We start from the raw sequence: 18,464 nt of genomic DNA, 5'->3' as shown, positions 1-18,464 counted from the left end.
CGGCAAGGGTCGTCTATGTAGGCAGGGGGCGGATTGTCGCAGATTTGCCCCCCTCTGTGGCGAGCCCGCCTTGGCCAAGCCTACTCGTTGTCCAATGCCCGCCGCCGATACGGGAACACATCGATGACCTTGCCGGCGAGAATCGCCTCCTGCAGTCCCTTCCAGTAATCGGCGTCGTACAGCTCGCCGTGCAACTGGGCGAACAGCCGGCGCTGGCCGATATCGGCGAACAGGAAGGGCGGGAACTCCTCGGGGAATACGTCCAGCGGACCGATGGAGTACCAGGGCTCGGAGGCCATTTCGTCCTCCGGGGTGCGCGGCGGCGGGATATGGCGAAAGTTGGCTTCGGTGAGGAAGCAGATTTCATCGTAGTCATAGAACACCACCCGGCCATGGCGGGTGACCCCGAAGTTCTTCAGCAGCATGTCGCCGGGGAAGATGTTCGCCGCCGCCAGTTGCTTGATCGCCAGGCCATAGTCATCCAGCGCCTCGCGCACCTGGGCTTCGTTGGCGTTGTCGAGGTAGAGGTTCAGCGGGGTCATGCGCCGCTCGGTCCAGCAGTGGCGGATCAGCACCGTCTCGCCCTCGACCTGCACGGTGGACGGCGCCACCTCCAGCAACTCCTCGAGGCAGGCCGGATCGAACTTGCCCAGGGGGAAACGGAAGTCGGCGAACTCCTGGGTATCGGCCATGCGCCCGACCCGGTCGACGCTCTTCACCAGCCGGTACTTCTCGATCACCGTGGCCCGGTCGACGTTCTTCGAGGGCGAGAAGCGGTCCTTGATGATCTTGAACACCGTGTTGAAGCCCGGCAGGGTGAACACGCTCATGACCATGCCACGCACCCCGGGCGCCATGATGAAACGGTCGTCGGTGTTGGCCAGGTGGTCGATCAGCGCCCGGTAGAACTCCGACTTGCCGTGCTTGTAGAAACCGATCGAGGTGTACAGCTCGGCCACGTGCTTGCCCGGCAGGATGCGCTTGAGAAAACCGACGAACTCCGCCGGCACCGGCACATCGACCATGAAATAGGAACGGGTGAAGGAGAAGATGATCGACACCTCGGCCTCGTCGGTGATCAAGGCATCGATACGGATCCCGCGGCCCTCGCGGTGCAGGAACGGGATCACCAGCGGCCACTGCTCGTCGTGAGTGTAGATGCGCCCCACCAGGTAGGCGCCCTTGTTGCGATAGAGCACCGAGGAAAACAGCTCGACGCTCAGTTCCGGGTCCTTGCACACCCAGTCCGGCAGGCTTTCGCGCAGTTGCGCTTCGAGGCGCCGCAGGTCGCCGGACAGGTCGGCGTAATCCTCGCTGAAGCGATAGTCGGTGAAGATCCGTTCGAGCATGCCCGACAGTTCGCCCTGCGGGCGATAGATCCGCGTCTGCGCCGCCCGCGCGCGCCGCAGGGACGGCCGGGTGGTGTGGATGAACATGCAGCCGTCGCTGATCAGGTCGTGACTGAACAGGCTGCAGAAGGCCGAGTTGTACCAGGTTTCCGCCAGTTCATCGTCGAAGCGCACATCGATCAGGCTGATATAGGCGCTTTTCACCAGCGGCCAGATGCCCAGATCGAGCAACGACTCGGCCTCGAACCCGGCCCGCAACCGGGCATTGACCTCGGCGACCTTCTCTTCGTAAAGATTGATCCGCGCCGCCGATGCCGCCTGCGCCTCCTGCCAGCGTGCACCCTCGAAGCGGGCACGGGCGCCATCGGTGATCTGGCGAAAATGCTCGCGATAGTTATCGAAGCCATCAAGGATCGTACGGGCGATATCGGCGGCCGGCCATTGCTGCGGCATAGTCAAACCTCTGCGGGATTTTTCGTTCGTTGTTCTGGTCGCGAGCCCGTTGAGCTTAGAAGCCTGTCATCGTGTTGTGCAACCTTGCCCTGAACGTAACATCCCGACACACTTGCTCGCCCTAGCCTGCCAAGGAAGCCCACCGTGAATCCCGCCGATATCGTCCGCATGTTCAGCCTGGCTGCCGTCTGGGGCGCCAGCTTCCTGTTCATGCGCATCATTGCCCCTGTGCTGGGTGCGTTTCCCACTGCGTTCTTTCGTGTCTCGATCGCGGCTGTCGGCCTGCTGGCGATGCTCGCGCTGATGCGCGTGAAATGGGACTTCAAGGGCAAGTTCAAGGTCTGCCTGCTGCTCGGGGTGATCAACTCGGGGCTGCCGGCGACCCTGTATTCGGTGGCGGCCAAGGTGCTGCCGGCCGGCTACTCGTCGATCTTCAACGCCACCACGCCGTTGATGGGGGTGCTGATCGGCGGCCTGTTCTTCCACGAAAAGTTCACGCTGAACAAGCTGCTGGGGATTTTCCTCGGGCTGTTCGGTGTGGCGGTGCTGACCCGGGCCGGCCCGGTGACCTTCGACCTCGACCTGCTACTGGGTGCGGGCGCCTGCCTGCTCGCCACCACCAGCTATGGCTTCGCCGGTTTCCTGACCCGGCGCTGGCTCGACCATCAGGGCGGGCTCGACCCACGGCTGTCGGCCCTGGGCAGCATGTTCGGTGCGACGCTGGTGATCCTGCCGTTCTTCGCCGCCAGCGCCATCAGCCACCCGCCGGCAAGCTGGGGCGGCCTTGAAGTCTGGGGTGCGCTGCTGGGGCTCGGCCTGATCTGCACGGCGTTCGCCTACATCGTGTATTTCAAGCTGCTGAGCAATATCGGGCCGGTGAAATCGATGACCGTGACCTTCATGATCCCGGCATTCGGAGTGTTGTGGGGGGCATTGTTTCTCGATGAGCCGCTGTCGATGGCGCATCTGTACGGCGGGGTATTGATCGCGGTGGCGTTGTGGCTGGTGTTGAAGCCGGCGGTGGCGAAAGCCGGCGCCGTGGCGCAGCGGTAACGCTGTAGGAAATTTGAGGGCCCATTCGCGGGCAAGCCCGGCTCCTACAGATTGTGGATCGCACGGAGCGACGCCATCCTGTAGGAGCAGGGCTTGCCCGCGAATGCTCCGGAACAGGCACAACAGCACCAGGCTGCCGTACCCGTTCCAGAGACGCATCAACCCGCCTTGCGGAACACGAATACCAGGCCGACGATGATCAACCCCATCCCGAGCATGCTCAGCAACGCCAGCCGGTTACCGAAGATCAGGTAATCCATGACCGCCGTCACCGCCGGCACCAGGTAGAACAGGCTGGTGACATTCACCAGATTGCCCCGGGCGATCAGCCGGTACAGCAACAACGTCGCCAGCACCGACACCACCAGCCCCATCCACAGCACCGGAATGATGAAGCCACTGCCGGTCTCGACATGAAACGGCTGGAACGGCACGAACACTCCGCACAACAGCAGCCCGGCCAGGTACTGCACCGGCAGCGTGCCGAGGGGATTGTCGGTGATGCGCTTCTGCATGATCGAACCGAAGGTCATGCTCGCCAGCGCCAGCAGGCCGAAGAGCATCCCGGCCAGCGACATGCCCGCCAGGCCGATGCCCTGGTAGACCACCAGGATCAGCCCCGCCAGCCCCAACCCGAGACCGAACATCCGGCTCCAGGAGCGCTGGCGCTCCATCAGCACCGCCGTGAGGATCGGCTGCACGCCCATGATCGTCGCCATGACGCCCGGCGTGACCTTCAGGTCCAGCGCCAGCAGATAGAAGATCTGGTAGGCGCCGAGCAACACCAGCCCCGTCGCCGCGGCATAACGCAGCGGCTTGCCGCCTTTGGGCAACTTGAACTTGAGCAGCGGGACCAGCAACAGCAGGCCCAGCAGGGCAATGGAAAAACGCACCAGCAGAAAGGCGAACGGCGAGGCATGGGCCAGGCCCCACTTGGAGAAGATAGCCCCGCTGCTCCAGAGCAGCACGAACAGACTCGTCGAAGCCGCCGCAGTCGCGGATTGCTTTGAAATGACCAACATGGATACCACCTGTGATTCAGGCAAATGCCAACTCAGCTGTGAAGCTGAAGATTCAGTAGGTTTTTTCAGGCGGGCAGGCAGGAAAACAGCAACGCTTGCTGATCAGCCCCGAATGCCAACGACGCCTGGCGGTGATACGACGGCGCACACCGGCGTGCTACTGACAGGTGGTGGGTAATGACTGATCTGCAGCGGTTGCAGGCTTCCGCACGGCACTACGCCAGCGTTGAGCGCTGGAACGACGACCGCGTTGAGGGAGGAAGCTGGCATAGGCAGATCTTCAGTGAGGGGAAACGACGGTGAATCAGGCGATGCACCGAGCGCTGACTATAACCAGCGCTCGTCACCTATTGCAACAGATCAGCCGAACAGCCAGTAGCCGAGGGCCCAGGCCACCAGGACCGCCAGCACCGGACGCATCACGCGGTAGGCCTTGGGATGCTTGCGCTTCCACTGCTTGACCACGCTGCTGAAGTTGTCGCTGAAGCGCTTGCTCCAGGCATAGGCCTGGTTGATCCCGCCCACGCGCTCGTCATCGACGTTCTGCGGTGCGGTGGCACGGCCCAGGAAGGCGCTGACCGAACGGTTGATCGAGGTCATCAGGCGGTTGCTCAACGGCCGTTCGACGTCGCAGAACAGGATGACCCGGGTCTGCTCGGTTTCGTTCTTGACCCAGTGCACGTAGGTCTCGTCGAACATCACGTCTTCACCGTCACGCCAGGCGTAGACCTGGCCATCGACGAAAATCCGGCAATCGTCGGAGTTCGGCGTCGACAGGCCCAGGTGATAACGCAGCGAACCGGCGAACGGATCGCGGTGCGGGTTCAGGTGGCTGCCGCCGGGCAGCAGGGCGAACATCGCGCCCTTGACGTTGGGGATGCGGCTGACCAGCTCGACGGTCTTCGGGCAGAGCATTTCGGCCGACGGCAGCGGCTTGTCATACCATTTGAGGTAGAAACGCTTCCAACCCTTCTTGAAGAACGAACCGAAGCCGGCGTCGTTGTTCTTCTCGGCGGCCCGGATGTAGCCCTCGTCGAACAGGTGCATGGCTTCCTCGCGGATCACCTGCCAGTTGTCCTTGAGCACGTCCAGTTCGGGAAACTTGCTGCGGTCCAGGTACGGTCTGGACGGCACCGCGGAAAACAGGTACATCAGGGCGTTGTACGGAGCGAACAGCGCCGAATGGTTGACGAACTGGCGCAATACCGGCAAACGCGCCTTGCCCCGCAGATGCACGTAGAGCGTACTGCCCACGAACAGCAGCAACACGGCGGCCTTGGCGGCGAAGGAAAAGGTCATTCAGCACTCCTTGAAAATGGGCGACGTCCGGGTAGGAAAAATCCACGAGACGTGGCAGCCGGCCATGATAAACATTACCGACCGCCGGAAAAACCCGCGCAACTCAACAATCAGCGTTAAGAACTGCGCAACAAAGCGTTAATTAGCATAAGGCGCCTGAAGGCGGACTGATGCAGGTCAGGTCAATCCATGATCGCCCACAGGCCGGCCCACCGGGAGCCGGCCTGTGGGGAAAAGGCCGGCGTCGCCCCGCCTGTTACTGCTGGTTTTCCTGCTCGGTGAACAGGTCGCTGAAGAGCATGCTCGACAGGTAGCGCTCGCCGGAGTCCGGCAGCACCACGACGATGGTCTTGCCCTGCATCTCCGGGGTTTCCGCCAGGCGCACGGCCACCGCCATCGCCGCGCCACAGGAGATGCCACAGAGGATGCCCTCCTCCTGCATCAGCCGCAGGGCCATGGCCTTGGACTCCTCGTCGGTCACCAGCTCGACCCGGTCGACCAGCGACAGGTCGAGGTTCTTCGGCACGAAACCGGCACCGATGCCCTGAATCTTGTGCGGCGACGGCTTGACCTCCTGCCCGGCCAGGGTCTGGGTGATTACTGGCGACGTCACCGGTTCCACCGCCACCGAGAGGATCGGCTTGCCCTGGGTCTGCTTGATGTAGCGCGAAACGCCGCTGATGGTGCCGCCGGTGCCGACGCCAGCCACCAGCACGTCGACCGCGCCATCGGTGTCGTTCCAGATTTCCGGACCGGTGGTCTTTTCGTGGATCGCCGGGTTGGCCGGGTTGTCGAACTGCGCCGGCATGAAGTACCGGGCCGGATCGCTGTTGACGATTTCACCGGCCTTCTCGATAGCGCCTTTCATGCCCTTGGCCGGCTCGGTCAGCACCAGTTCGGCCCCCAGGGCCTTGAGCACCTTGCGCCGCTCGATGCTCATGGACGCCGGCATGGTCAGCAGCAGCTTGTAACCGCGGGCGGCGGCGACGAAGGCCAGGCCGATGCCGGTGTTGCCGGAGGTCGGCTCGACGATGGTCATGCCCGGCTTGAGGCGGCCGCTGCTTTCGGCGTCCCAGATCATGTTCGCGCCGATCCGGCACTTCACCGAATACCCCGGGTTGCGCCCTTCGATCTTGGCCAGGATGGTTACGCCGCGGGGGGCGATGCGGTTGATCTGAACCAGGGGCGTATTACCGATGGAATGGGCGTTGTCGGCAAAAATACGGCTCATGACAGGTCCTATGTTCATTTGAGAATTAGCCCACAAGGGTATGCCCCGAGGTGACGGGCGTCCAGTCATGCGAACGTCTCGCGTTGCCGGGGGTCCATCGCCTATGGACAGTCTGCGGGGCACGTCGATGAAACGTCGTTACAGTTGGCCGTTGTGGGGCCTGGCAATTGTTGTTCTGCTGGTGGTGGCGGTGAACCTGGCCCTGCCCTACCTGGTACGCAACTACCTGAATGAAAAGCTCGCCGACATGGGCGACTACCGCGGCCAGGTGACGGATGTCGACCTGGCCCTGTGGCGCGGCGCCTACCGGATCAACGGGCTGGAAATCGTCAAGGTCGCCGGCAAGGTGCCAGTGCCGTTCCTCAAGGCGCCGCTGATCGACCTGTCGGTGAGCTGGAAAGCCCTCTGGGAAAACCATGCGGTGGTGGCCGAGGTGCAGTTCGTCGAACCGGAACTGAACTTCGTCGACGGCGGCGCGAACAATCGCCAGGCCTCGCAGACCGGTCAGGGCACCGACTGGCGCGCCCAACTGGGCAAACTGCTGCCGATCACCCTCAACGAGGTGCGCATCGACAACGGGCGCATCACCTTCCGCAACTTCAACTCCCAGCCACCGGTCAACCTGCAGGCCACCCAGGTCAATGCCAGCCTCTACAACCTGACCAACATCGTCGACCTCAAGGGCCATCGCGATGCGCGTTTCGAAGGCAAGGCCCTGCTGCTCGGCCACGCGCCCCTGGAAACCACCGCCACCTTCGATCCGCTGAGCAACTTCGAGGATTTCGAATTCCGCCTGCGGGCCACCGGCATCGAGCTGCGCAAGGTCAACGACTTCGCCGCGGCCTACGGCAAGTTCGACTTCAACGGCGGCAGCGGCGACGTGGTGATCGAGGCCCAGGCCGACAAGGGCCGGCTCACCGGCTATATCAAGCCGTTGCTGCACGATGTCGAAGTGTTCGACTGGCAGCAGGACGTCGAGAACCAGGACAAGAGCCTGCTGCGCTCGGTCTGGGAAGCCATCGTCGGCGCCGGCGAGACCCTGCTGAAAAACCAGAAGAAGAACCAGTTCGCCACCCGCGTCGAACTCAGCGGCAGCGTCCACCAGCAGGATATCAGCGCGTTCGCCGCCTTTTTGCAGATATTGCGCAACGGTTTCATCCAGGCCTTCAATGCCCGCTACGAGCAGCCCAAGCCCGGCACCGGCTGACGGGCCTGACCAGGTCAGGATGTGACGCTCCATTCAGAGACTGAATAAGCCGTCTGCGTTCACACTCGACCGGACACCGCGTTATAGTCGGAACATGGAATTTCCCCCGCCGCCCGCTGCCGGGCCGGCGCTACCGTTCGAGGAAGCATAGATGAAGTTCGAAGGCACCCAGGCCTACGTCGCCACCGCTGACCTGAAGCTGGCCGTCAACGCCGCCATTACCCTGGAGCGTCCACTGCTGGTCAAGGGCGAGCCCGGCACCGGCAAGACCATGCTCGCCGAGCAACTGGCCGAGTCCTTCGGCGCCAAGCTGATCACCTGGCACATCAAGTCCACCACCAAGGCGCACCAGGGCCTCTACGAGTACGACGCGGTGAGCCGCCTGCGCGATTCGCAACTGGGCGTGGACAAGGTCCACGATGTGCGCAACTACCTGAAGAAGGGCAAGCTCTGGGAGGCCTTCGAGTCCGAGGAGCGGGTGATCCTGCTGATCGACGAGATCGACAAGGCCGATATCGAGTTCCCCAACGACCTGTTGCAGGAACTCGACAAGATGGAGTTCTACGTCTACGAGATCGATGAAACCATCAAGGCCAGGCAGCGCCCGATCATCATCATTACCTCCAACAACGAAAAGGAACTGCCGGACGCCTTCCTGCGCCGCTGCTTCTTCCACTACATCGCCTTCCCGGACCGCGAAACCCTGCAGAAGATCGTCGACGTCCACTACCCGGACATCAAGAAGGACCTGGTCAGCGAAGCCCTCGACGTGTTCTTCGATGTACGCAAGGTGCCGGGCCTGAAGAAAAAGCCGTCGACCTCCGAGCTGGTGGACTGGCTGAAGCTGCTGATGGCCGACAACATCGGCGAGGCGGTGCTGCGCGAGCGCGATCCGACCAAGGCCATCCCGCCGCTGGCCGGTGCGCTGGTCAAGAACGAGCAGGATGTCCAGCTACTGGAACGCCTGGCCTTCATGAGCCGTCGCGGCAGCCGTTAAACCATTGAAGGGCAATAGCCATGCTGCTCAACCTGTTCAATGAAATGCGCGCGGCCAAGGTACCGGTGTCGGTGCGTGAGCTGCTCGACCTGATCAACGCGCTGAAACAGCGCGTGACCTTCGCCGACATGGACGAGTTCTACTACCTGGCGCGGGCGATCCTGGTCAAGGACGAACGGCATTTCGACAAGTTCGACCGGGCCTTCGGCGCCTACTTCAACGGCCTGGAAAAGCTCGACGACCACCTGCAGGCGCTGATCCCCGAGGATTGGCTGCGCAAGGAGTTCGAGCGCTCGCTGAGCGACGAGGAACGCGCGCAGATCCAGTCCCTCGGCGGCCTGGACAAGCTGATCGAGGAGTTCAAGAAACGCCTGGAGGAACAGAAGGAACGTCATGCCGGCGGCAACAAGTGGATCGGTACCGGCGGCACCAGCCCGTTCGGCTCGGGCGGTTTCAACCCGGAAGGCATTCGCGTCGGCGATGCCGGCAAGCGCCAGGGCAAGGCGGTCAAGGTCTGGGACCAGCGCGAATACAAGAACCTCGACGACCAGGTCGAACTCGGCACCCGCAACATCAAGGTGGCCTTGCGGCGCCTGCGCAAGTTCGCCCGCCAGGGCGCCGCGGAAGAGCTGGACATCGACGGCACCATCGACCATACCGCCCGTGACGCCGGTCTGCTGAACATCCGGATGCGGCCGGAGCGGCGCAACACGGTCAAGCTGTTGCTGCTGTTCGATATCGGCGGCTCGATGGACGCCCACGTGAAAATCTGCGAGGAACTGTTCTCGGCCTGCAAGACCGAGTTCAAGCACCTGGAGTACTTCTACTTCCACAACTTCATCTACGAGTCGGTGTGGAAGAACAACCTGCGCCGCAGCTCGGAGCGCACCTCGACCCAGGACCTGCTGCACAAGTACGGCGCCGACTACAAGGTGGTGTTCGTCGGCGATGCGGCGATGGCGCCCTACGAGATCACCCAGGCCGGCGGCAGCGTCGAGCACTGGAACGAAGAGCCGGGCTACGTGTGGATGCAGCGCTTCATGGAGAAATACAAGAAGCTCATCTGGATCAACCCGTATCCGAAGGACACCTGGGGGTACACATCTTCGACCAACATCGTGCGCGACCTGATCGAGGACCAGATGTATCCGCTGACCCTGCGGGGCCTGGAAGAAGGGATGCGGTTTCTGTCCAAGTGAGGTGAAATCGCTTGATGGCCTATTCGCGGGCAAGCCAAGCCCCTGCAGGGCGCAGACGTTCATCGGACTTGTGAACGATCAACACCCTGTAGGAGCATGGCTTGCCCGCGAAGCTTTTGGGGCCTCAGGCAAACCGGCTGATGAACTCGATGTGCTGCCGGTACGCCGACTCCTGCACCGTCGGTACCAGTCGCACCCCACTGCCCGGCAGGCACTGCGCCAACCGCGCCAGCGACAATGGCGTCAAGGCGCCCAGGCGCGGATAACCGCCGATGGTCTGCCGATCGTTGAGCAGCACGATCGGCTGCCCATCCGGCGGCACCTGGATCGCCCCCAGCGGTATCCCCTCGGAAATCATCGGCCGCCCCTGGTACTTCAACTCCGCCCCGAGCAGGCGGATCCCCATGCGGTCGCCGCGGCTGTCGAGGGTCCAGGGACTGTTGAACGCATCGAACAGGCTCTGCCCGCTGAATTCGCCGATCTGCGCACCGAGCACCACCTGCAGCGTGGCCTCGGCCTGGAAGTCGGGAACCTGCGCGGCCGGCACCGCCGCTGGCGTCACCGCTGTCCCGGCATAGCGCAGGCTATCGCCCTTGTGCAACGGCTGCCCCAGGCCATCCAGGCCACCCAGTTCCTCACGCGCCACACAGGCGCTGCTGCCCAGTACCTTCGGCGCGACGAAACCGCCGGGCGCCGCAAGATACGCCCGCGCGCCCAGCAGTGGCTGGGTAAATTGCAGGCGCTGCCCGGCCTCCAGGATAAAGCTGCGCCAGGGCGCCAGCGCCTGCCCGTCCACCTGGGCACCGAGATCGGCCCCGGCCAGGGCCAGGCAGCAGGTTTCCCGCGCCACCACGGCAAAGCCGCCGAGGGTGATCTCCACCACCGGCGCATCCGGCGAGTTGCCCAGCAGGCGGTTGGCCCAGGCCATCGACACCCAGTCCAACGCCCCACCCTGGGTCACACCCAGATGACGCACACCGAACCGCCCACGGTCCTGCAACAGGCACAGCCGGGTGCTGGCCTCGATCGACAAATGGCTCATGCCAGGGCCTCCAAAGGCGTATCGTCGCCACCCAGGCGGATGAACTCGGCATGCTCGACCGCCGCAAAACGCACCGTATCGCCCGGCTGCATAAGGCTGTAGCCGTCCCGCTCACGGTCGAACAGCTTGCTCGGGGTACGCCCGATCAGGTTCCAGCCCCCCGGCGACACCACCGGATAGGCCGCGGTCTGGCGTTCGGCGATGCCGACGCTGCCCGCCGCCACCTTCTTGCGCGGGGTATCGAGCCGCGGCGCCGCCAACGGTTCGACCACCAGCCCCATGAAGGCGAACCCCGGCGCAAAGCCGAGGGCGAACACCTGGTACTCGCGCTCGCTGTGGCGGCGGATCATGTCACTCACCGACCAGCCGCTGCGCTCGGACAGCAGGCGCAGCTCCGGGCCGACACTCGGGTCATACCACACCGGAAGTACGTGGCATTGCCCGCCGGCGGTGGCGTTCGGCTGCAGATCGTCCAGCGCTTCGGCGATCAGTTCCCGGGCCTGGGCCGGGCTCAGTTGCGTCAGGTCGTAATGCACCATCAGGGTGGTATAGGACGGCACCAGGTCGATCAACTGACCGGCAAAACCGGCCCGCAGACGCTCGCTGGCGGCGAGCATCCACGGCATGTTGTCCTCGGCGATCACCTCGAACAGACGCACCATCAGGCAATCGATCGCCACCACTTCGATACGCGGCTTCATCGGCGCCGCGCTCATGGGGTCGCCTGCCGGTCGAGGGCCTCGCGAATGCGCTGAACGGCCTCGACCGAACTGGCATTGTCGCCATGCACGCACAGGGTGTCGGCGTGCAGGCGCAGGGCACTGCCGTCGCTGGCGGTCAGAGGGTTGCCACGGGCGATGGTCAGGGCCTGCTCGATGATCCGCTGCGGCTCATGGTGCACAGCCCCCGGCAGTTGCCGGGACACCAGACGCCCTTCGGGGTCGTAGGCGCGATCGGCAAAGGCTTCGAACCACAGGGTCACGCCGAACTCGTCGGCCAGGGCCTGGGCGGCGCTGTTGTCGCGCATCGCCAGCAGCATCAGGGGCAGTCCGCGGTCGTAGGCGGCGATCGCCTGGATCACCGAACGCAGTTGCTGCGGGTTGGCCATCATGTCGTTGTACAGCGCGCCATGGGGTTTGACATAGCTGACCCGCGCGCCCTGGGCCCGGCAGATGCCGTCCAGTGCGCCGATCTGGTAATGCAGCAGGTCCTGGATTTCCTGGGGCGTGCAGGCCATGGAGCGGCGGCCGAAACCGACCAGGTCCGGATAGGCCGGATGGGCGCCGATCCGCACGTCATTGGACAGGGCCAGGCTGACGGTCTTGCGCATGATGCTCGGGTCGCCGGCGTGATAGCCGCAGGCGATGTTGGCACAGTCGATGAAGGGCATGACTTGCGCATCCAGACCCAGGGTCCAGTTGCCGTAACTTTCACCGATATCGCAATTGAGTAGCAGGCGGCTCACGGTAGCTGCTCCTGTGGGCTGTGGGCATTGCCCTGGGGGTCGGCAATGCTTATGGTAATTCGTCGGCCTGGGCCATTCTCGAGGGTGCCCGCCCGGCGCGTCCAACTAATAAAAGCCGTTCCCAGACATAAGAAAAGTTGATTGCATGAATCTCAAGTTTCTCGAAACCTTCGTCTGGGTCGCCCGGCTCAAGAGTTTCCGCCTGACCGCGGACAAGCTGTTCACTACCCAGGCCGCCATTTCCAGCCGGATCGCCGTGCTCGAAAGCGAACTGGGGGTCAAGCTGTTCCTGCGCGATTCACGCGGGGTCAAGCTGACGCCCGAAGGGCTGAAGGTGCTCGACCACGCCGAACGCATGCTCGATACGATGCAGGCGCTCAAGCACGCCATCGAACCCGGCTCGACCAAGGTCGGCCGCCTGCGGATCGGCGTGATGGACACGGTGATCCACACCTGGCTCAGCCCGCTGGTGGCACAGCTGACCGAGCGCTTCCCGCGGGTGGAGATCGAGCTGGTGGCCGATACCGCGCTGAACCTGGCCGAGCAGTTGCACAAGGGCTTCCTCGACCTGATCCTGCAGACCGACCCGCTGCGCCAGGAGTCCATCCGCAGCCTGGAGCTGGCCAGCTACCCGATGGGCTGGGTGGTGGCGAGCCATTCGCTCTACAACCGCGAGTACCTGAGCCTGACGGATGTTGCGCAGGAGCGGATCGTCACCTTCTCGAAGAACTCCCGGCCGCACCAGGAACTGCTCGCCCTGCTGCAGGCCCATGGGGTTTCTGCGCCACGACTCAATTGCGTGAACTCGGTGTCGGCGATCACCCGCCTGCTGCGCGATGGCTTCGGGATCGGCGCCTTACCGCTGGCGCTGGTCAGCGAGGAACTGGCCCGGAACGAATTGACCCTGCTGGCGTTGCAGGAGCGCCCACCGAACCTGGAGGTGGTGGTGTCCTGGCGGGCCGGCGAAGAGCTGGTGGAGGAGATCGTCGCACTGTGCCAACAGGTGCTGCATGATTATGCCGACAAGATGGGGCAGCAGCATGTGGTGCTGAAGAAGGCGTGACCGCCAGGGCTGCACAAGGCTCTGTAGGAGCGTGGCTTGCCCGCGAATGGGGCCTCAAGACCGCTAAAAGCTTCGCGGGCAAGCCACGCTCCTACAGCGGCGGGATCACCAGCCCCGCTCGCGCCGCGCCAGGCGCTCACGCTGGCGCTTGCCGCCCAGCACCACCCAGTCCACCAGGCGGAAGAAACCTTCGATCACGAAGGAGAAGAGCAACGCACCGCCCATGGCCCAGCCGATCGCCTCGGGCGACAGCAATACCTGGTAGGTGTAGCCCTGCAGGGTTTCCTGGCGGATCGCCGGGTCGGAGGCATAGGCCACCTGCAAGGCACGCTTGTACCAGGGGCCCTGCATCGCCTGGAACTGGTCGTCCAGCAGGCGCTGGCGATTGAGCAGGTTGCCGAGGCTGTCGGCATCGCTGCGGAATACCGGGTCGTCGCTGGCGCGATAGTGCGCCACCAGTTTCTGCAGGTCGCCGCCGAAGAACTGCTCGGCGGTCTTCTGGAAGCCTTGCAGGCTGGTCTGCGCCTCGATCAGGTGGGCTTCGACCCGCTTGGTGTAGTCACTGAGAAAGCCGGGCACCTGGACACCGAGCAGCAGCCCCAGGGTAAACAGTATCAAGCGCAGGTAACTCAACCACATGACGGGTGTCCTTGTTCAGTCCGGCCCTGGCTGACGCATTCGCCGCGTCGCCACAGGCTCCATTGCCCCGGCTCGTAGCGGGTCCAGGTCTCGTTTTCGGTCAGGGGTTCGGTGGCGATCACCGTGACCACGTCGTTGGGCGTGGTCTCGGCCTGGAAGTCGACGATGACGTCGACGTCCTTCAGGCGGGCCGGGCCGAACGGCGCGCGCCGGGTGATCTGCGCCAGTTTGGTCGAGCAGTAGCAGAACAGCCAGTCGCCGTCGCTGAGCAGGCAGTTGAACACACCCTTGCCACGATACTCGGCGCAGGCGGCCACCAGCGATGGCAACAGTTGCTCCACTTCCACCGGTTCGGGAAAGGCTTCGCGGATACGGTTGAGCAGGTCGCAGAAGGCCGCTTCGCTGTCGGTGTCGCCGACCGGGCGGTAGAAGCTGTGCCGCGGCTGGAAGTCCGCCAACTGGCCGTTATGGGCAAAACACCAGTTGCGCCCCCACAACTCACGGACGAACGGATGGGTATTGGACAGGCAGACCTTGCCGACGTTGGCCTGGCGGATATGCCCGATCACCACTTCGCTCTTGATCGGATAACGCTGCACCAGTTGCGCGACTTCCGAATCGCAGCTCGCCGCCGGATCCTGGAACACCCGCAAGCCGCGCCCTTCGTAGAAACCGATGCCCCATCCGTCGCGATGGGGGCCGGTACGCCCGCCGCGCTGCATCAGCCCGGTAAAGCTGAAAACGATATCGGTCGGCACATTGGCGCTCATGCCCAACAATTCACACATGCTCGGACTCTCGCTTGAATGCTGCAACGCGCCTACAAGCGCGGCTCGACCCGCTGGCGGCCGGCACCAGCGGCAGGCGGCGGACGGCGTGGACGCTCCTGGCGCTCGGCGGCGAACGGCTGGTCGTCGGCCTCGATCTCGGCACGGGCCGCAGCGGCAGCGGCTTCGGCCTGCAGCTTGCGGGCCTTGCTCGAACGCTCGAGCGGCCAGCGGATCAGGACGAAGACCAGGTACACGCCGGCGGCGATGACCAGGTACATGAACAGGTCGGAAACCGCACGCCAGGCGTTGTTGCCGACCTTGAACAGCAGGTCCAGGGCGGTAATGGCGACCGCCGGGGCGAACCGCTCCTTCACCGGGTCGAGAATGGTCGGGCTGAACAGCAGCACCGCCACCAGCAGGCGCAGCGGCTCGCGCAACCAGCGCCAGGTCCAGCGGGTCAGGCGAAACCACACCAACAGGCAGCCCAAGGCGGCAAAGGCGTAGCAACCCCAGGCGATCAGATAGTCGTTCTCGGTCATGGTGTCCATGGCAAGGCTGGCAATGAGGGGCTTATGATAACGGCTTTTCGCCGGCCCGGCTGCATCGCCGTCAGCGATCCTCAAGACAGAGAGTGCCCATGTCCCGCAAAGCCGCCATCAGCAGCGCCCCGATTGCCCGCAAGGACCAAGGTCCCGATCCCTACGCCTGGTTGCAGGAGCGCGACAGCGAGGCGGTGCTCGATTACCTCAAGGCCGAAAACAGCTACCAGCAGGCGCAACTGGCCGACCAGGCCGAACTGCGCGAAACGCTGTTCGAGGAAATCAAGGGACGGATCCTCGAAACCGACCTGTCCCTGCCCTCGCCCTGGGGGCCGTTCCTGTATTACACCCGCACCACCGCCGGCGACGAGTACGCCCGCCACTACCGCTGCCCACGCCCGGCCGATGGTAGCCTGACAGTGGATGAAGGTACCGAGCAACTGCTGCTCGACCCCAATGTGCTGGCCGCTGGCGGCTTCCTGTCTCTCGGCAGCTTCAGCGTCAGTCCGGACCACCAGCGCCTGGCCTACAGCCTGGATACCAGCGGCGACGAGGTCTACCGCCTGTAAGTCAAGGAACTCGACAGCGGCAGCGTCAGCGAGCTGCCCTTCGACGACTGCGACGGCAGCATGACCTGGGCCAACGACAGCCGCACGCTGTTCTTCGGCGAACTGGACGACACCCACCGCCCACACAAGCTGTATCGCCATGTGCTGGGCCAGGAGAGTGCCGAGCAAGTCCTGCATGAGCCAGACGGCCGCTTCTTCCTGCACTGCTACCGCAGCAGCTCCGAACGGCAACTGGTGGCGATGCTGGGCAGCAAGACCACCAGCGAAGCCTGGGTGCTCGACGCCGACACGCCGGACAAGCCCTTCGCCTGCCTGGCGACGCGGGTCGAAGGCCACGAATACTCCGTCGACCACGGTCGCTACCAGGGCCAGTGGCGCTGGTTCATCCGCAGCAACCAGGACGGCATCAACTTCGCCCTGTTCCATGCCGCGGACGAGGGCATTCCCCGTCGCGAGGACTGGCAACGGCTGGTGCCCCACAACGACCAGGTGATGCTCGAAGGGGTCACGCTGAACGCCCGGGCCCTGTGCCTGAGCCTGCGCGAAGGCGGCCTGCCGATCATCGAGGTACGCCCCGAAGGCCTGCCGGCCTATCGCGTGCAACTGCCGGACGCGGCCTACAGCCTCTACGTGCAGGACAGCCTGGAATTCACCAGCGACTGCATCCGCCTGCGCTACGAAGCCCTCAACCGCCCGGCCCAGGTCCGTCAACTGACCCTGGCCAATGGCGAACAGGCTGTACTCAAGCAGACGCCGGTACTCGGCCCGTTCGATGCCGACGCCTACGTCAGCCAACGGCTGTGGGCCCGCGCACCGGACGGCACCCGGGTGCCGATCAGCCTGGTGGTCAAGCGCGAGCTGCTGGGCCAGCCCACCCCGCTCTACCTCTACGGCTATGGGGCCTATGGCGAAAGCCTCGACCCCTGGTTCTCCCATGCCCGCCTGAGCCTGCTCGAACGCGGCGTGGCCTTTGCCATCGCCCATGTGCGCGGGGGCGGCGAACTGGGTGAAGCCTGGTATCGCGCCGGCAAGCAGGAGCACAAGCAGAACACCTTCGACGACTTCATCGCCTGCGCCGAACACCTGATCGCCGAAGGCCTGACCACCTCCGGACAACTGGTGATCAGCGGTGGCAGCGCCGGCGGCCTGTTGATCGGTGCCGTGCTCAACCAGCGCACGGAACTGTTCCAGGCGGCGATCGCCGAGGTGCCGTTCGTCGATGTGCTGAACACCATGCTCGACCCCGACCTGCCGCTGACCGTCACCGAATACGACGAATGGGGCAACCCGCAGGAGCCCGAGGTACATGCCCGGCTCAAGGCCTACGCGCCCTACGAGAACGTCCGCGCCCAGGACTACCCGGCGATGCTGGTGATCGCCGGCTACAACGACAGCCGCGTGCAGTACTGGGAAGCGGCCAAGTGGGTGGCGAAATTGCGCGCGACCCGCACCGACGAGCATCTACTCCTGCTCAAGACCGAGCTGGGTGCCGGCCATGGCGGCATGAGCGGGCGCTACCAGGGATTGCGTGACGTAGCGCTCGAATATGGCTTCGTATTCAAGGTTCTGGGCATCGCCTGAGGAACTCTGCCCGGCGCCATGGTCATAGACCATGACGCTGCGCCGCCGGGCCGGGAACGGACAACAACAATAGATCGTGAAACATGTCAGAACCGACTTCACTGAATAACGAAATTCGCGACATGCTGATGGACTGCGGTCTGTTCAGCCAACTTCTGCCCGCCGACTGCCAGGCGGCCGCCGGCTACTTCAGCATCAGCAGCGTGGACAAGGGCGAGGAAATCTTCCACGAAGGCGATGCCGGCACCTTCATGTGCATCATCCACCACGGCAGCGTCAACGTGCAGAAACTCAACGAGGCCGGCCAGGCCGTGGTGATCGCCACCCTGCGCGCCGGCCGGGCCTTTGGCGAGATGGCGGTGCTCGACGGCGAACGACGCTCGGCCAGTTGCGTCGCGGCCAGCCACTGCCAGTTGTTGAACCTGGGCAAGGACTCCCTGGAAAAGATGCTCAACGAAGCGCCGAAAATCGCCGCCAAGATCATTCGCGCCATCGCCATCGCGATGTCCAGGCGCCTGCGCATGGTCGACGGGCAGTTGCTCTCGCAGCAGGTTTAACTCGAACTCGGCTTGGCCTTGTCCGTCTTGTCGTTCTGCTCCAGGCCCGGCAGGGTCTGGTCCTTGGGCGGCGACGGCAACTCGATGCTCGGCAGGGCTTCGCCCGGCTTGGGTGGCGTGCGTGGGGTGACCTGCGGGTAGGGTGTCGGGGTCGCGGTGCCCGGGGAACCCGGAGCGGGTGTCACGGGGGCCGGCGCAATGTCCTCGGCCCATGCCGACGTCATCGTCAGCGCGGCCCACACAACGGCCGCCAGGGTCATGCCTTTCATCGATAGCTCCAGCAATCTGTCTGCTACAGGCTACTCGCAACGCGAACATTTTGCCTCGCTCAATCACCTCCCGATGAAATCCATCCTCGCCGCGCCCCGTGCCGCACGGCGCCATTCACCGAAAAGCCGGGGAACTGCGCTAGGCTATGTACGAAATCGC

The 18,464-nt window shown here is 64.1% G+C and carries 17 protein-coding genes and 1 pseudogene; 7 read left to right on the top strand and 11 right to left on the bottom strand.

What is annotated here, in order from left to right; translation table 11 throughout:
* Window positions 1-80 precede the first annotated feature (80 nt).
* A complete protein-coding gene (gene aceK, locus PF66_RS24285) occupies window positions 81-1,802 on the bottom strand; it encodes a bifunctional isocitrate dehydrogenase kinase/phosphatase (RefSeq protein ID WP_054064039.1) in 1,722 nt (573 codons plus the stop codon).
* Window positions 1,803-1,946: 144 nt separating this feature from the next.
* On the opposite strand from aceK, the gene PF66_RS24280 reads away from it, so the two are divergent.
* Window positions 1,947-2,855 carry a DMT family transporter gene (locus tag PF66_RS24280; RefSeq protein WP_152973079.1) on the top strand — a complete coding sequence of 303 codons (909 nt, stop codon included), beginning with the start codon at window positions 1,947-1,949 and terminating at the stop codon, window positions 2,853-2,855.
* 158 nt (window positions 2,856-3,013) lie between these two features.
* On the opposite strand, the gene PF66_RS24275 is transcribed toward PF66_RS24280, so the two are convergent.
* The 3 genes from PF66_RS24275 to cysK all read right to left on the bottom strand — a co-directional run bounded on the left by PF66_RS24275 (window position 3,014) and on the right by cysK (window position 6,407).
* Entirely contained in the window at window positions 3,014-3,877 is an 864-nt protein-coding gene (locus PF66_RS24275; protein ID WP_054064038.1) for a DMT family transporter, read from the bottom strand.
* Window positions 3,878-4,237: 360 nt separating this feature from the next.
* Window positions 4,238-5,176, bottom strand: a complete 939-nt coding sequence (locus tag PF66_RS24270) for an aspartyl/asparaginyl beta-hydroxylase domain-containing protein (protein ID WP_054058327.1) — start codon at window positions 5,174-5,176, stop codon at window positions 4,238-4,240.
* Window positions 5,177-5,432: 256 nt separating this feature from the next.
* On the bottom strand, window positions 5,433-6,407 hold the full coding sequence (gene cysK / locus PF66_RS24265; RefSeq protein WP_054058328.1) for a cysteine synthase A: 975 nt from the start codon (window positions 6,405-6,407) through the stop codon (window positions 5,433-5,435).
* A gap of 127 nt (window positions 6,408-6,534) precedes the next feature.
* Here cysK and PF66_RS24260 point away from each other — a divergent pair, with 127 nt between their 5' ends.
* The 3 genes from PF66_RS24260 to PF66_RS24250 all read left to right on the top strand — a co-directional run bounded on the left by PF66_RS24260 (window position 6,535) and on the right by PF66_RS24250 (window position 9,810).
* Complete coding sequence (locus PF66_RS24260; RefSeq protein WP_054058338.1) at window positions 6,535-7,614, top strand: DUF748 domain-containing protein; 1,080 nt, start codon at window positions 6,535-6,537, stop codon at window positions 7,612-7,614.
* Between the two features lie 151 nt (window positions 7,615-7,765).
* Window positions 7,766-8,611 carry an AAA family ATPase gene (locus PF66_RS24255; RefSeq protein ID WP_054058329.1) on the top strand — a complete coding sequence of 282 codons (846 nt, stop codon included), beginning with the start codon at window positions 7,766-7,768 and terminating at the stop codon, window positions 8,609-8,611.
* 20 nt (window positions 8,612-8,631) lie between these two features.
* On the top strand, window positions 8,632-9,810 hold the full coding sequence (locus PF66_RS24250; RefSeq protein ID WP_054058330.1) for a vWA domain-containing protein: 1,179 nt from the start codon (window positions 8,632-8,634) through the stop codon (window positions 9,808-9,810).
* 124 nt (window positions 9,811-9,934) lie between these two features.
* On the opposite strand, the gene PF66_RS24245 is transcribed toward PF66_RS24250, so the two are convergent.
* Genes PF66_RS24245 through PF66_RS24235 form a run of 3 tightly spaced genes read right to left on the bottom strand, consistent with a single transcriptional unit; the run spans window position 9,935 to window position 12,317 of the window.
* Window positions 9,935-10,852, bottom strand: coding sequence for a biotin-dependent carboxyltransferase family protein (locus PF66_RS24245; RefSeq protein WP_054064037.1), 918 nt, complete (start codon window positions 10,850-10,852; stop codon window positions 9,935-9,937).
* Complete coding sequence (locus tag PF66_RS24240; RefSeq protein WP_054064106.1) at window positions 10,849-11,553, bottom strand: 5-oxoprolinase subunit B family protein; 705 nt, start codon at window positions 11,551-11,553, stop codon at window positions 10,849-10,851. Before PF66_RS24240 ends, PF66_RS24245 begins: the two co-directional genes overlap by 4 nt.
* Window positions 11,554-11,564: 11 nt before the next feature.
* Window positions 11,565-12,317, bottom strand: coding sequence for a 5-oxoprolinase subunit PxpA (locus PF66_RS24235; RefSeq protein ID WP_054064036.1), 753 nt, complete (start codon window positions 12,315-12,317; stop codon window positions 11,565-11,567).
* A 145-nt stretch (window positions 12,318-12,462) separates the two neighbouring features.
* Here PF66_RS24235 and PF66_RS24230 point away from each other — a divergent pair, with 145 nt between their 5' ends.
* Window positions 12,463-13,380, top strand: a complete 918-nt coding sequence (locus tag PF66_RS24230; RefSeq protein ID WP_054064035.1) for a LysR family transcriptional regulator — start codon at window positions 12,463-12,465, stop codon at window positions 13,378-13,380.
* A gap of 105 nt (window positions 13,381-13,485) precedes the next feature.
* Here PF66_RS24230 and PF66_RS24225 read toward each other — a convergent pair whose 3' ends face one another.
* From PF66_RS24225 to PF66_RS24215, 3 genes are read right to left on the bottom strand one after another with little or no spacing between them, the layout of a single operon-like run.
* Complete coding sequence (locus PF66_RS24225; RefSeq protein WP_054064034.1) at window positions 13,486-14,019, bottom strand: DUF2937 family protein; 534 nt, start codon at window positions 14,017-14,019, stop codon at window positions 13,486-13,488.
* Window positions 14,010-14,807 (bottom strand): class II glutamine amidotransferase, encoded by a 798-nt coding sequence (locus PF66_RS24220; RefSeq protein WP_054064033.1) that lies wholly within the window; start codon window positions 14,805-14,807, stop codon window positions 14,010-14,012. The genes PF66_RS24225 and PF66_RS24220 overlap by 10 nt, the downstream gene beginning before the upstream one ends.
* A gap of 32 nt (window positions 14,808-14,839) precedes the next feature.
* Window positions 14,840-15,337, bottom strand: coding sequence for a hypothetical protein (locus tag PF66_RS24215; RefSeq protein ID WP_054064032.1), 498 nt, complete (start codon window positions 15,335-15,337; stop codon window positions 14,840-14,842).
* 89 nt (window positions 15,338-15,426) lie between these two features.
* Here PF66_RS24215 and PF66_RS24210 point away from each other — a divergent pair.
* A pseudogene (locus tag PF66_RS24210) lies at window positions 15,427-17,478 on the top strand (S9 family peptidase).
* 83 nt (window positions 17,479-17,561) lie between these two features.
* Window positions 17,562-18,035 carry a cyclic nucleotide-binding domain-containing protein gene (locus PF66_RS24205; protein ID WP_054061379.1) on the top strand — a complete coding sequence of 158 codons (474 nt, stop codon included), beginning with the start codon at window positions 17,562-17,564 and terminating at the stop codon, window positions 18,033-18,035.
* Here the strand turns inward: PF66_RS24205 and PF66_RS24200 are convergent.
* Window positions 18,032-18,304, bottom strand: a complete 273-nt coding sequence (locus PF66_RS24200) for a hypothetical protein (protein ID WP_054061380.1) — start codon at window positions 18,302-18,304, stop codon at window positions 18,032-18,034. The two genes, PF66_RS24205 and PF66_RS24200, sit on opposite strands and share 4 nt — an antisense overlap.
* Window positions 18,305-18,464 lie beyond the last annotated feature (160 nt).

Origin of the sequence: Pseudomonas asplenii (assembly GCF_001293465.1) — a bacterium.
GTDB classification, from domain to species: domain Bacteria; phylum Pseudomonadota; class Gammaproteobacteria; order Pseudomonadales; family Pseudomonadaceae; genus Aquipseudomonas; species Aquipseudomonas fuscovaginae_B.
This window is presented reverse-complemented; position numbering and strand designations above follow the sequence as displayed.

Coding starts and splice junctions, on each gene's coding strand:
- aceK (WP_054064039.1), bottom strand. CDS start 1,802: ATGCCGCAGCAATGGCCGGCCGCCGATATCGCCCGTACGATCCTTGAT.
- PF66_RS24275 (WP_054064038.1), bottom strand. CDS start 3,877: ATGTTGGTCATTTCAAAGCAATCCGCGACTGCGGCGGCTTCGACGAGT.
- PF66_RS24270 (WP_054058327.1), bottom strand. CDS start 5,176: ATGACCTTTTCCTTCGCCGCCAAGGCCGCCGTGTTGCTGCTGTTCGTG.
- cysK (WP_054058328.1), bottom strand. CDS start 6,407: ATGAGCCGTATTTTTGCCGACAACGCCCATTCCATCGGTAATACGCCC.
- PF66_RS24260 (WP_054058338.1), top strand. CDS start 6,535: ATGAAACGTCGTTACAGTTGGCCGTTGTGGGGCCTGGCAATTGTTGTT.
- PF66_RS24255 (WP_054058329.1), top strand. CDS start 7,766: ATGAAGTTCGAAGGCACCCAGGCCTACGTCGCCACCGCTGACCTGAAG.
- PF66_RS24250 (WP_054058330.1), top strand. CDS start 8,632: ATGCTGCTCAACCTGTTCAATGAAATGCGCGCGGCCAAGGTACCGGTG.
- PF66_RS24245 (WP_054064037.1), bottom strand. CDS start 10,852: ATGAGCCATTTGTCGATCGAGGCCAGCACCCGGCTGTGCCTGTTGCAG.
- PF66_RS24240 (WP_054064106.1), bottom strand. CDS start 11,553: ATGAAGCCGCGTATCGAAGTGGTGGCGATCGATTGCCTGATGGTGCGT.
- PF66_RS24230 (WP_054064035.1), top strand. CDS start 12,463: ATGAATCTCAAGTTTCTCGAAACCTTCGTCTGGGTCGCCCGGCTCAAG.
- PF66_RS24225 (WP_054064034.1), bottom strand. CDS start 14,019: ATGTGGTTGAGTTACCTGCGCTTGATACTGTTTACCCTGGGGCTGCTG.
- PF66_RS24220 (WP_054064033.1), bottom strand. CDS start 14,807: ATGTGTGAATTGTTGGGCATGAGCGCCAATGTGCCGACCGATATCGTT.
- PF66_RS24215 (WP_054064032.1), bottom strand. CDS start 15,337: ATGGACACCATGACCGAGAACGACTATCTGATCGCCTGGGGTTGCTAC.
- PF66_RS24205 (WP_054061379.1), top strand. CDS start 17,562: ATGTCAGAACCGACTTCACTGAATAACGAAATTCGCGACATGCTGATG.
- PF66_RS24200 (WP_054061380.1), bottom strand. CDS start 18,304: ATGAAAGGCATGACCCTGGCGGCCGTTGTGTGGGCCGCGCTGACGATG.